At 73.5% G+C, this 15,091-nt stretch carries 12 protein-coding genes; 8 read left to right on the top strand and 4 right to left on the bottom strand.

The features are described from left to right. Positions 1-166 precede the first annotated feature (166 nt). The 4 genes from IEJ02_RS48845 to IEJ02_RS25800 all read left to right on the top strand — a co-directional run bounded on the left by IEJ02_RS48845 (position 167) and on the right by IEJ02_RS25800 (position 5,717). Positions 167-2,161, top strand: coding sequence for a four-carbon acid sugar kinase family protein (locus IEJ02_RS48845; protein WP_223864427.1), 1,995 nt, complete (start codon positions 167-169; stop codon positions 2,159-2,161). Beyond that, positions 2,158-3,213: a 4-hydroxythreonine-4-phosphate dehydrogenase PdxA gene (pdxA, locus tag IEJ02_RS25810; RefSeq protein ID WP_191067054.1), complete on the top strand. Its 1,056-nt coding sequence runs from the start codon at positions 2,158-2,160 to the stop codon at positions 3,211-3,213. The genes IEJ02_RS48845 and pdxA overlap by 4 nt, the downstream gene beginning before the upstream one ends. Before the next feature lie 58 nt (positions 3,214-3,271). Then, positions 3,272-4,048: a DeoR/GlpR family DNA-binding transcription regulator gene (locus IEJ02_RS25805; protein ID WP_191067053.1), complete on the top strand. Its 777-nt coding sequence runs from the start codon at positions 3,272-3,274 to the stop codon at positions 4,046-4,048. A 700-nt stretch (positions 4,049-4,748) separates the two neighbouring features. Further along, entirely contained in the window at positions 4,749-5,717 is a 969-nt protein-coding gene (locus IEJ02_RS25800; protein ID WP_191067052.1) for an alpha/beta hydrolase, read from the top strand. A gap of 140 nt (positions 5,718-5,857) precedes the next feature. Here the strand turns inward: IEJ02_RS25800 and IEJ02_RS25795 are convergent, their stop codons facing one another. Beyond that, a complete protein-coding gene (locus tag IEJ02_RS25795) occupies positions 5,858-6,433 on the bottom strand; it encodes an HhH-GPD-type base excision DNA repair protein (protein WP_191067051.1) in 576 nt (191 codons plus the stop codon). Between the two features lie 161 nt (positions 6,434-6,594). On the opposite strand from IEJ02_RS25795, the gene IEJ02_RS25790 reads away from it, so the two are divergent. Further along, positions 6,595-7,380 carry a SigB/SigF/SigG family RNA polymerase sigma factor gene (locus IEJ02_RS25790; RefSeq protein ID WP_137981269.1) on the top strand — a complete coding sequence of 262 codons (786 nt, stop codon included), beginning with the start codon at positions 6,595-6,597 and terminating at the stop codon, positions 7,378-7,380. 81 nt (positions 7,381-7,461) lie between these two features. Further along, the gene (locus tag IEJ02_RS25785) at positions 7,462-8,130 is read left to right on the top strand and encodes a dienelactone hydrolase family protein (protein WP_191067050.1); all 669 of its coding nucleotides are present in this window, start codon (positions 7,462-7,464) and stop codon (positions 8,128-8,130) included. Between the two features lie 164 nt (positions 8,131-8,294). Here the strand turns inward: IEJ02_RS25785 and IEJ02_RS25780 are convergent, their stop codons facing one another. Next, positions 8,295-9,353 (bottom strand): ATP-dependent DNA ligase, encoded by a 1,059-nt coding sequence (locus IEJ02_RS25780; protein ID WP_191067049.1) that lies wholly within the window; start codon positions 9,351-9,353, stop codon positions 8,295-8,297. A 78-nt stretch (positions 9,354-9,431) separates the two neighbouring features. Here IEJ02_RS25780 and ligD point away from each other — a divergent pair, with 78 nt between their 5' ends. Together ligD and IEJ02_RS25770 are read left to right on the top strand one after the other, a co-directional pair. Continuing rightward, positions 9,432-10,436, top strand: a complete 1,005-nt coding sequence (gene ligD, locus IEJ02_RS25775; RefSeq protein ID WP_191067048.1) for a non-homologous end-joining DNA ligase — start codon at positions 9,432-9,434, stop codon at positions 10,434-10,436. Positions 10,437-10,469: 33 nt separating this feature from the next. After that, positions 10,470-11,465 (top strand): helix-turn-helix domain-containing protein, encoded by a 996-nt coding sequence (locus IEJ02_RS25770; RefSeq protein WP_191067047.1) that lies wholly within the window; start codon positions 10,470-10,472, stop codon positions 11,463-11,465. 259 nt (positions 11,466-11,724) lie between these two features. On the opposite strand, the gene IEJ02_RS25765 is transcribed toward IEJ02_RS25770, so the two are convergent. Continuing rightward, positions 11,725-12,849 (bottom strand): asparaginase, encoded by a 1,125-nt coding sequence (locus tag IEJ02_RS25765; RefSeq protein WP_191067046.1) that lies wholly within the window; start codon positions 12,847-12,849, stop codon positions 11,725-11,727. Between the two features lie 46 nt (positions 12,850-12,895). Next, positions 12,896-15,004: a SpoIIE family protein phosphatase gene (locus tag IEJ02_RS25760; protein ID WP_223864409.1), complete on the bottom strand. Its 2,109-nt coding sequence runs from the start codon at positions 15,002-15,004 to the stop codon at positions 12,896-12,898. Positions 15,005-15,091: the final 87 nt, after the last annotated feature.

The following is a 15,091-nucleotide window of genomic DNA, read 5'->3' as shown; positions in this document are numbered from 1 at the left end:
GTACGGGTCAAAGTGTCGCGGCGGTCACCGTGACATGGCTGCGCGCTTTACGCAATACTTCTCGCGCACTTCGCGCAACGTATGTCATCATCGGGGCCACGGAGACGATACCCACGGTGTTGGGCCGCTCCGCCTGTCATGGTCATTCGAGGAGGTACCGGTGGACATGACGCCCAGCCGGAGACTGCTGGCCATCGCGGATGACCTGTCGGGCGCCGCGGAGGTGGCGGCCGCGGTGTGCTCGCGCACAACACGCAGTCGGGTGCTGCTCCTCGGGGGGCCGGGTGCCGCTGGTGGCATGGCATCGGCCCTTCGCCCCCGCCATGTCGGCGAGGCGACCGTCCTGGACCTCGACTCCCGGTACCGCCCGGCGGCGGAGGCGGCGGAGGCGGTCCGCGGGGCGCTCCGCGAGGCGCTGCGGATGTCCTCGCCGGACGGGGGGATGTCCTCGCCGGACGGTGCGGTGTCCTCGCCGGACGGTGCGATATCCGCACCGGACGGGGACAGCCCGGACACCGTGGAGGCGCTGGACACCGTCGTCCTGAAGAAGATCGACTCGCTGCTGCGGGGCAATGTCGCCGCCGAGATCGCCGCCCTCGCGGAGGGCGGCGCGGGGGTGGTGCTCACCCCCGCGCTGCCGATCGCCGGGCGCGTGGTGCGCTCGGGGGTCGTCCACATCGGCGGCGTGCCGCTCCACGAGGGCGACGCATGGCGCGCCGAGACCGTCCCCCCGCCCGCCTCGGTGGCCCAGGCCCTCGGCGGCCTGCCCACCGCCCTGATCCCGCTCACGACCGTACGGTCCTCCCGCCCCACCCTGCGCACCGCCCTGCGCACGGCCGCGACGGCGGGACGGGTGGCCATCTGCGACGCGGAGACGGACGCCGATCTCGACGCGATCGTCGAGGCATCGCTGGCCGACGGCCCCGGGATGCGACTGGTCGGCTCGGGCGGCCTGGCCCTGGCCGTGGGCCGCCACCTGGCGAGGTCCTTCCCGGCTGCGGGCGCACCGGCCGCTCCGTCCCCGGACGCCCCCGCCACCACGGGCCCGGCTGCGCCGGGTGTTACGGATCCGGCTGCGCCGGGTGTTACGGGTCCGGCTGCGGAGGACGCTGGGAGCCCGGCCACCACGGACCCGGCCGCACCGGATGCTACGAGCCCGGCCACCACCACAGACCCGGCTACGCCGAGCGCCACGGACCCGGCCCCACCCGGCGCCACGGACCCGGCCGCACCCCGCGCCACGGGCCCGGCCGCGCCGGATGCTACGAGCCCGGCCGCCGCCACGGCCCTGGCTACGCCGAGCGCCACGGACCCGGCCCCACCCGGCGCTACGGGCCCGGCCGCCGAAAACGCTGGGAGCCCGGCCGTGAAGGACGCTGGGAGCCAGGGCCTGGCTGGCCCTGGCGCCACGGGCCCGGCCACCACCGCCGTCCGGGGTCCGGCTGTTTCGGGCACCTTGGGCTGGGGTGCCGCCGGCATCACCCGGGGTCCCGCACCGGCGGCAGCCGCGTCGACCGCCGGGACAGCCGCGCCCTCGGCGAACACCGCGGCCGACCCCGACGCGGGCGCGCCCTCGGCGCACACCGGGCGGCCCGTGCTGGTCGTCGTCGGTACGGCCGAGCCGGGCGCCGTTGAGCAGGTCCGGCGGCTGGTCGAGGACGGGGCCGGCCACCAGCGGCTTCCGCTCACGGGACTGTTGGCGGACGGGCCCCCGGTGCGGCTGCCCGCGCTGACCGCCGCCGTCACCGTCGTCTCCCTCGGCGCCTCGCCCCAGCCTCCCGGCCCGGCATCCGCGTACGAGGCGGCGTCCCAGGCCGTCGCGCCCGCCTCGGCGCCACCCTCCGGCGGCGCAGCCGAGCCCGTGTCCGGGCGGCGGCTGGTGCTCGGGCTCGCCCGGGCCGTCGAGGCGGCCGTCGCCGCGCATCGCGGGGCCGTCGACCTCGTGCTGACCGGTGGCGAGACGGCGCGCCGGGTGCTGGACGCCCTGGCGGTGACCGAGCTCGACCCGGTCGGCCAGGTGCACCACGGCGCGGTCCACCTCCGCACCCCCGACGGGCGATCCGTCGTGACCCGACCGGGCAGCTTCGGCGATCCCGACTCCCTGCGCCACATCGTCCAGGCGCTGCGCCCCCACTCGACCGAACGGAAGGTCACCTCATGAACTCCTCCCCCCACCTCGCCCCCACCGGGGCCGCTGGTGCGGACACCGACCCCGCCCCGCTTCCGCTGATCGCGGTCACCATGGGCGACGGCGCCGGCATCGGGCCCGAGGTGGTCGTCCCCGCGCTGCTGGACCCGGACACCCTGCGGCGCTGCCGTCCGGTGGTCATCGGGGACGCGGAGCGGCTGCGGCAGGCCGCCCGGCTGCGCGACCTCGCGTGCGAGGTCGTCACCGTGGCCGCGCCCGGCGAGGCGGTGTTCACCCCGGGCCGGATCAACGTCATCGACCTCGGGCTGCTCCCCGCCGGTCTGCCGTGGGGCGAGCTCTCCCCGGTGGCCGGGGACGCGGCGTACCAGTACATACGGACCGCCGCCGAACTCGCCATGAACGGTGAGGTGCAGGGCATCTGCACCGCCCCGCTCAACAAGAAGGCGCTGCACGCGGGCGGCCATGTCTTCCCCGGCCACACCGAGCTGCTGGCCCATCTCACCGGGGTCGAGGAGGTGTCGATGATGCTGGCCACCCCCACGGTGAAGGTCATCCACGTCACCACCCACATCGGGCTCATCGACGCCGTGCGGAAGATCGAACCCGGCCTGGTCGAGCGCACCGTGCGCCGCGGCCATGAGGCGATGGTCCGCGCCGGCACCCCCGAACCGGTGATCGGGGTGTGCGGGATCAATCCGCACGCCGGTGAGAACGGGCTGTTCGGCTACGGCGAGGAGGAGGAGAAGATCGTGCCCGCGCTGGAGGTGCTGCGCGCCGACGGCATCGACGCCCGCGGCCCGCTCCCCGCCGACACCGCCTTCTTCCTGGCCGGGCGCGGGGACTACGACCTGATCGTGGCGATGTACCACGACCAGGGGCACGGCCCGGTCAAGGTGCTGGGCCTGGAGGCCGGGGTCAATCTGACCGTCGGACTGCCCGTCATCCGTACCTCCGTCGACCACGGCACCGCCTTCGACATCGCCGGTACGGGCACGGCCGACGCCGGTAGCATGATCGAGGCGCTGCGGCAGGCCGCCGAGATGTCGCCGTCCCCCGCCCGCTGACGCGGAGAGCCACGTCGAGGAACGCGAGGCCGAGCCCACGGTGAAGAACGCGAAAGACATGCCGGTGAACGGAGCCCGAGCCCGGCGCGACCAGATCGTCCACCTGGCCACGACCACGGGTCTGACCAGCGTGGAGGAGCTGTCCCGCACCTTCGGGGTCACCGCCTCCACCATCCGCCGCGACCTCGCCCAGCTCACCGCGGACGGTCGGCTGGCGCGGACGTACGGCGGGGCGATGGCCCTGGTGGCCCACCCGGAGGCGTCGCTGCGTCAGCGTACGGGCGAGGCGTTCGAGGCGAAACGGGCCATCGCGCGCTGGGCGGCGTCGACGGTGCGCGCCGGGGAGACGGTGCTGCTCGACGCCGGGTCGACCGTCGGCGCCCTCGCGCATGAGCTGCGCACCGCCGAGGGACTCACGGTCGCCACGACCGGGCTCACCGCGCTGCAGGAGCTCGCCGACGTCGAGACCGTGCAGGTGGAATGCCTCGGCGGTACGCTCCGCCCGCTGAGCCAGAGCTTCCTCGGCCCGCTCGCCGAGGCCGCCCTGGAGCGCATGACCTTCGACCGCGTCTTCCTGGGCGCCGACGGGGTGACGGCCGAACACGGCATCTGCGAGGCGGACCTGCGCCAGACCCGGCTGAAGGAGCTGATGGCCCGCCGGGCGGAGGCGGTGTACGTCCTGGCCCACTCGGCGAAGATCGGCCGCCGCCCCTTCCACACCTGGGTACGGCTGCCGCCCGGCTGGACCCTGGTGACCGACGGCGACGCGGACCCGGAAGAGATCCGGGCACTACGCGCCCAGGGGGTCGAGGTCACGGTCGTCGAGGGCGAGTGATCCCCACCGTCGACGCCATGCGCGATCCGCGCACCCGTCGTACGTAGGATATGGGTGAGCGATGATCTGGATTTCCGGGATCCGGATCTGGAAAACGCCGCATGGCGACGGCGATGCCGGCGACGCCGCTCCCGCCGGGCGGAGGAACGATCGCCCGCCCTCCCCGCTTCCCGCCCGCGTTCGGCGCCGAGACCATGCGTATACCCCAGGGGACCGGGGCACCCGCCCCGGAAGTGACGTGGCCACCAGCCAAGAGCTTTGGAGGACACCGTGGCACGGCAGACCGACCCGACCCCCATCCACCCGACGCTGCGAGAACCCGGGCCGCCGTCTCCGACCCCGTCGCCCGGTCCGGGCGGACCCGAACCGGGTCCCGCGCCGGGCCCCGTGCCCGGACCGCCCCCGGGTCCGCCGCCCGACCCGATTCCCACCCCTCCGCCCGAGCCGCCGCCGAACCCCACGCCCGGCCCCCCACCGGACCCGTCCCCCGATCCGGTGCCCAAGCCGCCGGGCCCGGACCCGGTCCCGGACCCCTCACCAGCGCCTGGCCCCTTGACCCGGTGAGCCCCTTGGCCCGGTGAGGTCACCGTCACCGGGTCGGTGAGCGCCCGGGTGGCGTAACAGCGGTGGGTACCGCGGCGGCCGGGGTGAGATCGTCGGACGGAACCGGAACGGAACCGGACCGGCAAAGGAGAAGCAGATGGCCACCACCGCTCCGGCCCGTCCCGTCCTCGAACCCGCCGCCGCGGCGTTCGCCGAGGCCACCGCCAAACCGCCGTATCCGTACCAGGTGACCCCGGCCGAGGGCCGTCGCACGCTCGACGAGGTGCAGTCGGGCGAGGTGCCCAAACCCGAGGTGGACGAGGAGTGGATCAGCGTCGGGGGCATCCCGGCGGGCGGCGTCAGGGCGCGGATCGTGCGCCCTCCGAAGGCCGTCGGCACCCTTCCGGCGATTCTCTACATCCACGGCGCGGGCTGGGTGTTCGGCAACGCCCACACCCATGACCGGCTGGTCCGGGAGCTGGCGGTCCGGGTGGGCGCCGCGGTCGTCTTCCCCGAGTACGACCTCTCCCCCGAGGCCCACTACCCGGTGGCGCTGGAGCAGAGCTACGCGGTGGGCCAGTGGATCGTGGCGCACGGCGAGGGCGCGGGGCTCGACGCCTCCCGGATCGCGGTGGCCGGGGACTCGGTGGGCGGCAACATGGCCATCGCCCTCACCCTGCTCGCCAAGGAGCGCGGCGATCTGCCGCTGGTGCGGCAGGTGCTCTTCTACCCGGTGACCGACGCCGCCTTCGACACCGGCTCCTACGAGCAGTTCGCCGAGGGCTACTTCCTCACCCGTGAGGCGATGAAGTGGTTCTGGGACCAGTACACCGCCGACCCGGCGCAGCGCTCCGAGATCACCGCCTCCCCGCTGCGCGCCACCCCCGACCAGCTCGCGGGGCTGCCGCCGGCCCTCGTCATCACCGGCGAGGCGGATGTGCTGCGCGACGAGGGCGAGGCGTACGCGGCCAAGCTGCGGGAGGCCGGGGTGCCGGTCACCGCCCTGCGGATGCAGGGGATCATCCATGACTTCCTGATGCTGGACGCGCTGCGCGACACCCGGGCCGCGCGGGCGGCGCTCACCCTGGCCGTGGACACCCTGCGGGACTCACTGGGCACCGCCTAGGCGCTCCGCTGGAAGTGCGGAAGTATGGAAGTGGAAGTACCCTGAGCTGCCGTCGATCATCTGCCGCACCGTCGTGGCTGGTCGCGCCCGCGCGGCGGAGCCGCATATCGACACAGCCCCGCGCCCCTTCGGGGCACCCCTCACCGCTTCGCCTGCCGCTTGAGCTCCTGCTTGTGGGCGCGGACCTTGTCCAGCGACTCGGGCCCGGTGATGTCGGCCACCGAGCGATACGCGCCCTCCTCGCCGTACGCCCCGGCGGCCTCGCGCCAGCCCTCCGGCCGCACCCCCATCCGCTTGCCCAGCAGCGCGAGGAAGATCTGCGCCTTCTGCTTGCCGAAGCCGGGCAGCTCGTTGAGCCGCCGGAGCAGCTCCTGTCCGGAGGAGACATCCCGCCACAGGGCGGTCGGGTCGCCCCCGTAAGTCTCGGCCAGATACCGGCACAGCTGCTGGACGCGCCCCGCCATCGAGCCCGGGTAGCGATGCACGGCGGGCTTCTCCGAGAGCAGCGCGGCGAACCCCTCGGGGTCGTGGGCGGCGATCTCCTGGGCGTCCAGCTCGTCCCTGCCCAGGCGCCGCGCGATGGTGTACGGACCGGAGAACGCCCACTCCATGGGCACCTGCTGATCGAGCAGCATCCCGATCATCAGGGCCAGGGGGTCGCGCTGGAGCAGGGCGTCCGCCTCGGGCTGCTGGGCGAGACGAAGGCGTGCGTTCATCCCGTGTCGATACCCCGCCACGACCGTAACCAAGCACCTGTAACCCGCATACCACCCAAAGGTGTCCACACCATCACCAATTCGGTCGAATTGCGAGGTGTTAGGGCCCATGCGAATCTGGTGGCGACCGCCGTGACATCGGACCACGGAGGCGAGTGACCATGTCAGCAACCGCGACTCGCCAACGACGCCATGACGACACTCCCGACACCGGCGGTGCCTTCCTGCGTCTGTCCCGGCTCCCGTCCGGGCCCGAACGCGACGCGCTGCGCGAGGCGATCATCTGCGCCTGGCTGCCCGTCGCCAAACGCCTGGCGCTGCGCTTCCGCAACAAGGGCGAGAACATGGAGGACCTCACCCAGGTCGCCTCGCTGGCCCTGGTGAAGGCCGTCGACCGCTACGACCCCGACCTCGGCCACGCCTTCCCCTCCTATGCGATCCCCGTCATCACGGGTGAGCTCAAGCGCCACTTCCGCGACTATCTGTGGACGCTGCACATCCCCCGCAACATCCAGGAGGTCCGCTCCCGCACCCGCTCCGCGCGCGACGCGCTGGAGCAGGAGCTCGGCGGGCGCACCCCCACCGTCCACGAGATCTGCCTGCGCACCGGTATGCCGCAGGAGGACGTGAGGGCCGGTCTAGAGGCCAGCGCCTCCTGCACCCCGCTCTCCCTCAACGCCGCCGTCCAGGGCGCCGAGGAGCGGCTGCTCGCCGAGACGGTGGGCGCGGACGACGCCGCGATCGAACGCGTCGTCAACCGCGAGGCGCTGCGGGTGCTGATCGCCGAGCTGTCGGAGCAGGACCGCTACGTGCTCTATCTGAGGTTCTTCGCGGGGCTTTCGCAGAGCCAGATCGGTGAGATCCTGGGCTTCTCCCAAATGCACATATCCCGCAGGCTCTCCCGGCTCTACAGCGAGCTGCGGCAAGGGCTCATGGCCTACGCCTAGCGACGCGACAGCAACGGCGACAGCCCGTCCCGTCGCCCGGCGGCAGCACCAGCCCGCGCAACCCCCGGCAGGAGGTGGCCGATGCGCTCCGAGACCGCCCGTATCGCCGCGGACGACGCCATGCTCGTGGGCGATCTGGCCCTTCCCGAGCAGCCCATCGGCGTCGTCGCGTTCGCCCACGGCAGCGGCAGCTCCCGGCACAGCCCGCGCAACCGCGCGGTGGCCCGGGTGCTGCAGGACGCGGATCTGGCCACCCTGCTGTTCGATCTGCTCACCGAGGCCGAGGAGCGGGTGGACGCGATCACCGCCGAACTGCGCTTCGACATCCCGCTGCTGGGCCGGCGGCTGGTGGCCGCGGTGAACTGGCTCGACGGGCACCCGGCCACCTCCGGGCTGCCGGTGGGGCTGTTCGGCGCCAGTACGGGCGCGGCGGCGGCGCTGACGGCCGCCGCGGAGCGGCCGGAGCGGGTGGCGGCCGTGGTCTCCCGGGGCGGGCGGCCCGATCTGGCGGGCGGCGCGCTGAACCGGGTGCGGGCGCCGGTGCTGCTGATCGTGGGCGGCGACGACCACGAAGTGCTGCGGCTCAACCAGCAGGCGGCCGCCATGCTCGCCGCCCCGCAGGAGATCCATGTGGTGCCCGGCGCGAGCCACCTCTTCGAGGAGCCCGGCACCCTGGAGCAGGCCGCCGAGGCGGCGCGCGACTGGTTCGTACGGATGGCCAAGCGCCCGGCCCGGGGCGGCAACCGCTGACGCACAGCGGCTGAGCGGCTGGGGGGACGCCTGCGGCGCGCTGTTCTGAAATCAGCCCCTCCGGCGATTGAGGAGCGGGGTCTGGGGCGGAGCCCCAGTTGAGGGAAGGGGCGGGGAGGGGAGCAGCCCGCCGCAGGCGTCACGCGTGGCTACGGCCCCGGGGCCTACCCCAGCACCTGCCGCAGATCGTAGGAGACCGGCTCCTCCAGCTGGGCGTAGGTGCACTGCGGGGGCTCCCGGTCCGGCCGCCAGCGCCGGAAGCGCGCGGTGTGCCGGAAGCGGCGGCTCTGCATGTGGTCGTAGGCCACCTCGCACACCCGCTCCGGGCGCAGCGGCACCCACGACAGGTCCTTGACCCCGGTCCAGCGGCTGGGCGCGCCCGGCATCCGGCCCTGGGCGTGGGCCTCCTCGCGCGCCCAGTCGGCCCACGGGTGGCCCTCGACGGTCTCCATGCGCAGCGGCTCCAGCTCGGCCAGCAGCTCCTGGCGGCGGCGCGCGGAGAAGGCGGCGCTGACGCCCACGTGCTGGAGGCGGCCGGTGTCGTCGTACAGGCCGAGCAGCAGGGAGCCGATGCCCTGGCCGGACTTGTGGACGCGGTAGCCGGCCACCACACAGTCGGCGGTGCGCTCGTGCTTGACCTTGACCATCACCCGCTCGCCGGGGCGGTAGCGCAGGTCGGGGCTCTTGGCCACCACGCCGTCGAGCCCCGCCCCCTCGTAACTCTCGAACCACTGCCGGGCCACCTCGAGATCGTCGGTGCAGGGGGCCAGGTGCACCGGGTCCTCGGCGTGGCGCAGCGCCTCGGTGAGCGCCGCGCGGCGCTCGCTCTGCGGGGTCTCCAGCAGCGAGGCGTCGCCGAGGGCGAGGAGGTCGAAGGCGACGAAGCTGGCCGGGGTGTGCTCCGCCAGCATCCGCACCCGGGAGTCGGCGGGGTGGATCCGCTCCAGGAGGGCGTCGAAGTCCAGCCGCCCCTCCCGCACGATGACGATCTCGCCGTCCAGGACGCAGCGCGGCGGGAGGTTGGCGCGCAGCGCCTCGGCCAGTTCGGGGAAGTAGCGGGTGAGCGGCTTGGTGGTGCGGCTGCCGAGCTCGATCTCGTCCCCGTCGCGGAAGACGATGGCCCGGAAGCCGTCCCATTTGCCCTCGTAGACCATCCCGGGCGGGATGGTGGCCACGGCCTTGGCCAGCATCGGCTCGACGGGAGGCATCACCGGAAGGTCCATGATGTCCGATTGTGCCCCTGTGGCGGGCCTGGCGCCCGCCGGGAGGCGGCCCCGGGCGGGCGGGCCTAGCGTGTCCGTATGGGAGAGTCGGTGGAGCTCACGGTCGGCGGTCGCACGGTGCGGGTGACCAACCCCGGGAAGGTGTACTTCCCGGAGCGCGGGTTCACCAAGCTGGACCTCGCCCGCTACTACCTCGCGGTCGGCGAGGGCGCGCTGCGGGCGCTGCGGGACCGGCCGACGACGCTGGAGCGCTATCCGGACGGGGTGGACGGGGAGTCGTTCTTCCAGAAACGGGCCCCGAAGAACCTCCCGGAGTGGATTCCGACCGGCCGGATCTCCTTCCCCAGCGGGCGGCACGCGGACGAGATCTGCCCCACCGAGACGGCCGCCGTGGTGTGGGCGGCCAATCTGGGCAGCCTGACCTTCCATCCGTGGCCGGTGCGGCGCGGGGACACCGAACACCCCGACGAGCTGCGGATCGACCTCGACCCTCAGCCGGGCACCGACTATCAGGACGCGGTGCGGGCCGCGGGAGAGCTGCGCCAGGTGCTGGACGAGCTGGGGTTGCGCGGATGGCCCAAGACCTCGGGCGGCCGGGGGCTGCACGTCTTCGTCCCGATCGCGCCGGAGTGGACCTTCACCCAGGTGCGGCGGTCCGCGATCGCGATCGCCCGGGAGCTGGAGCGGCGGGCTCCGGAGCGGGTGACCACCAAGTGGTGGAAGGAGGAGCGCGGCGAGAAGATCTTCGTGGACTACAACCAGACCGCCCGCGACCGCACCATCGCCAGCGCCTATTCGGTGCGCCCCCGCCCCCAGGCCCCGGTCTCCGCGCCGCTGCGCTGGGAGGAGGTCCCCGACGCCCGGCCGCGCGACTTCGACCTGGTCACCATGCCGGTGCGCTACCGCGAGCTGGGCGATGTGCACGCGGACATGGACGAGCACGCCTTCCGCCTGGAGGCCGCGCTGGAGCTGGCCGCGCGGGACGAGCGGGAGCACGGTCTGGGCGACCTCCCGTATCCGCCGGAGCATCCGAAGATGAAGGGCGAGCCGAAGCGGGTCCAGCCCAGCCGCGCCAAGAAGTGATGGCCGGATCGGCGCGTCTGCGAGAATCGCGCCATGTCCGTCTTCACCCACCCCGGCCGCCATCGGGTGGCGGTGCTGGTCCGCCACGGGCTGCTGCCGTTCGAGCTGGGCATCGCGCACCGGCTGTTCGGCCGGGCCGTATCGGCCGACGGCGAGCCGCTGTACGAGGTGGTGACCTGCGCACTGGTCCCCGGTGAGATGCGTACGGACTCCGACGTCACGATGAACGTCGCGCACGGCCCGGAGGCGCTGGCCGAGGCCGACACCGTGCTCGTCCCGGCCGCCAACGAACCGGACGCGCCACAGACCGAGGGCCGGCTGGGTGCCGAGCTCACCGGCGCCTTCGCCCGGATCCGCCCCGGCGCCCGGATCGCCTCGATCTGCACGGGGGCGTTCGTGCTGGCGGCCGCGGGGCTGCTGGACGGGCGCCGGGCGACCACCCACTGGCAGGAGGCCGACCGGTTCCGGGAGCTGTTCCCGGCCGTCGCGCTCGACCCGGACGTCCTCTACGCGGACGAGGGCGAGGTGCTGACCTCGGCCGGGGACGCCGCCGGTATCGATCTGATCCTCCACATCATCCGCCGCGACCACGGCGCGGCGGTGGCGGGCGAGGTGGCCCGCGCCTCGGTGGTGGCCCCGCATCGCGACGGCGGCCAGGCGCAGTTCATCCGGCGGCCGGTGCCGGAGCGGCGCGGCGGCTCCACGGGCGCGGCCCGCGCCTGGGCGCTGACCCGGCTCGACCGTCCGCTGACCCTGCGGGAGCTGGCCGAGCGGGAGTCGATGAGCGTACGGACCTTCTCCCGGAGGTTCCGGGACGAGGTGGGGATGACCCCGGTGCAGTGGCTGACCCAGCGGCGCCTGGAGCGCGCCCGGCAGCTGCTGGAGGAGAGCGATCTGCCGGTGGACCGGATCGCGGCGGACGCGGGCTTCGGCACCGCCGCCTCGCTGCGGCAGCATCTGCACACCGCCCTCGGGGTGTCACCGAGCGCCTACCGCGCCACGTTCCGGGGCAGCGCGTCTCGCCACTAGGCGGCGTCCGGCGGATCAGTCCCCTCCCCGCCCCTTCCCGACACTGGGGCTCCGCCCCAGACCCCGCTCCTCAAACGCCGGAGGGGCTGATTTCAGCCCGTCAGGGGGTACCTCCCAGCGGTAGCTGGGGGAGATTGAGGACACGCCCGAAGGGCGCGGGGTCCAGGGGCGGAAGCCCCTGGTAGCGGGGAGGGGGAAGCATCGATATGCGGCTCCGCCGCGTGGCCCGCCGCAGGCGTCAGAACCCGTCGGAGACCCCCTAGCGGCGAGCCGTGAACTGGCCGGTGCCCAAGGTGTGGAACCAACTCTGGATCCGGTGTTCGTTGTGGGTGGTGGCGAGCGAGAGGAGCAGCAGTAGCCGGGCCTTCTGCGGGGTCAGGTCCTGGGCGCCGATGACGCCGCGCACATCGGGGTCGTAGACCGCGCCGGAGCCGGTGCGGGAGGCCGAGACCATGACCACCCCGTTCTTGACGGCGTCGTCCCGGGCCTCGGTCATGGCCGGGGAGAGACCGCCCGCCCCGGTGCCCGCCGTGACGATCCCGGCGGCCCCGGCGTCGGCGAACGCCTTGATGGCCTGGGGTCCGGCGCCCTGGTAGCTGTAGGCGATGTCGACCTTCGGCAGCGGCCGCCGGGCGATCCGGTCGAGGTCGAACGGGGTCTTCCAGCCGGGCTTGCCGCACTGCTCGACCCGGGCGGGCGCGCGGTCGATGCGGATGTGGTTCTGGTCGATGACGCCGAGCTCTCCGCTGCTGCCACTGCTGAAGGCGTTCAGCCGCAGGGTGTCGGACTTGCGCACCTCGCGGGCGGCGTGGATCTGGTCGTTGAGCATCACCACGGTGCCGAAGCAGGTGGTCCGGCCGCTGGCGGCGAGGTGGATGGCGTTGTAGAGGTTGGCCGGGGCGTCGGAGCCGATCACTGTCCAGGGCCGCATGGCGCCGGTGAGCACCACGGGCTTGTCGCTGCGGACGGTCAGGTCCAGCCAGTACGCGAACTCCTCCATGGTGTCGGTGCCGGTGGTGACCACCACCCCGTCGTTGAACCTCAGGGCGTGGTCCACGGCGGCGGTGAGCCGGCGGTACTCGGGGATCGTGTAGTCGTTGGAGTCCTTGTTGCCGAACTGCTGGGTGGTCACGTCGGCGATCCGGTTCACCTCGGGTCTGAGGTCGTTCACCAGCCGGGACACCGGGAGCTTGCCCGCCTGGTAGTCGTCGAAGGACACCTTCGTCCTGCTGACGCCCGCGATGGTGCCCCCGGTGCCGATGACGGCGACCTTGGGGGTGGGCCTGGGGATCGGCTCCGCTCCACCGGCGAGGGAGGCCGTGGGCCCCAGGGCGAGGGCCACCAGAGTGATCAATACGCCGGAGCGGCGGGCGAGCTGAGCCATGGGGACGTCATCTCATCGACGGAGTGCGTGACGGATCGGCCCTTCTTCAGCCACTCTCCACGGTAACCACGGACTTCTCCGGCAGGCCAGGGCGGCGCAGCCGGGCCAGCAACAGGGCCACGTCGTCGTCCGGCGCACCGTGCAGCGCGGCCAGCACCTGGTCGCAGATCCGCTCCAGCGGGCCCTGGTGGCGGCGCAGCAACTGGACCAGGGTGTGCAGCCCCACGTCGAGGGACTGGTGGCGCTTCTCCACCAGGCCGTCGGTGAACAGGGCCAGCAGCGCGCCCTCGGCCAGCTCCCGCTCCACCGAGGCGAAGGGCACGCCGCCGACGCCGAGCGGGGCGCCGGTGGGGAGGTCGATGAGCTCGGCGTCGCCGCCGGGGTGCACCAGCACCGGCGGCAGATGCCCGGCGGTGGACATCTCGCACCGCCCGGTGCGCGGATCGCAGACCGCGTAGAGGCAGGTGGCGATGGACTCCCCCAGGCTGGGCGTGATCTCGTCGAGGTGGCACAGCACCTGGGCCGGGGGCAGTCCGAGCCGGGAGAAGGCCCGGGTGGCGGTGCGCAGCTGGCCCATGATCGCCGCGGCGTGGATGCCCTTGCCCATGACATCGCCGACCACCAGCCCGACGTTCCCGTCCGGGAGGGGCAGCACATCGAACCAGTCGCCGCCCGCGGCGCTGACCGCGGGCAGATACCGGGAGGCGATCTCCAGGCCGTCCAGATCGCGCGGCTGCTGGGAGAGCAGGCTGCGCTGGAGGGTGAGCGCGGCGTCGCGTTCGCGGGCGTAGAGCCGGGCGTTGTCGATGCACAGGGCGGCGCGGATGGCCAGTTCGCAGGCGAGGGTGAGGTCCTCCTCGTCGAACGGCTTGGGGTTGATGGTGCGGTGCAGGCTGAGGGTGCCGAGCACACTGCCGCGGGCGATCAGCGGGGCGGCGATGTAGGAGTGCACGCCCTCGCGCAGCAGCACCATGGCGGCGTCGTCGTCCCGGGCGATCCGCCGTACGTCCTTCTCGGTCACGTGCGGCACCAGCAGCGGGCGGGCCTCGCGGACGCACCGGGTGATCAGCCGGGTGGGGTCGTAGCGGGCGATCTCCCCGACCGGGTCCGCCGCGTGGACGGCGTCGGTGGGGTATCCGGCGGCGACGGCGAGCGCCCGGAAGCGGGCGGAGCCGTCGGTCCACACCCGGGGCGTGGCCTCGCGGTGCACCACGGAGTCCAGGACGTCGACGGCCGCGAGGTCGGCGAGCCGGGGCACGGTCACATCGGCGAGTTCCTGGGCGGTCTGGCGCAGGTCCAGCGTGGTGCCGATGCGGACGCTCGCGTCGGCGATCATGGTCAGCCGCTCGCGCGCCTCGGCGATCTCGCTGGTCTCCCGGTGGCGCCGGGAGATGTCCATGATGGAGACGGCGATGCCCAGGATCCGGCCGCTGGGGTCCTCGAGCCGGTAGTACGACTCCGACCAGGCGTGGTCGTGGTCGGGGTCGGCGGGGGTCCGGCCGACGCTCTGCTGGTCCAGCAGCGGCTCACCGGACTCCAGCACATGCCGCATCGCGCCCTCTATGGCCGCGACGTCGAGCCCCGGCAGCACCTCCCCGAGGCGGCGGCCGCGCACCTGGGGTTCGGTGATCGAGTTCATCTGCTGCAGGGCCGGGTTGGCGCGCAGCCAGCGCAGCTCGGTGTCGAACACCGCGAGCCCCACGGGCGACTGTTTGATCAGGAAGCCGGAGACGGCCAGATCGGTCTCCAGCCGCCGTACGGTCCCCTCGTCGGCGGCCAGCCCGAGGGCGTAGCCCTCGCCGTGGGCGTCGCGCAGGCCCATGGTGCGGAACTCCACCTTGAGGGTGGAGCCGTCCGGGCGGCGGACCGGGAAGACACCGGCCCAGGTGTCGCCCGCCCTCACCCGTGCGAAGAGCTCCACGGCCGCCCGGCGGTCCCGCGGGTGGACCAGCAGCTTGTCCGCGCGCCGCCCCAGCGCCTCGGCCGCCCGGTAACCGAACAGTTGTTCAGCCTCGGGGCTCCAGAGGGCGATCCGCCCCTCGACGTCCAGGGCCACGGCGGCGACCCGCAGCAGGTCGAGCACCCCTCCCGGGCCGGTCGCCATGCTGCTGATTGCCGCCTGCCCCTCCTGGTCCACACGGTCATGCGTCGTCATACCGGCACCTCACCGGCTCGCCGTGCCCTCCTACTGTCATACCTCGCCCGGCGGGCGACCGCACACGGATATGACATGGGCACGGTC

The sequence above is a fragment of the Streptomyces sp. 5-10 genome (genome assembly GCF_014712245.1).
Lineage (GTDB): Bacteria > Actinomycetota > Actinomycetes > Streptomycetales > Streptomycetaceae > Streptomyces > Streptomyces violaceusniger.
Note: the sequence above shows the minus strand (reverse complement) of the source record. Positions and strands in the feature narration are given on the sequence as shown.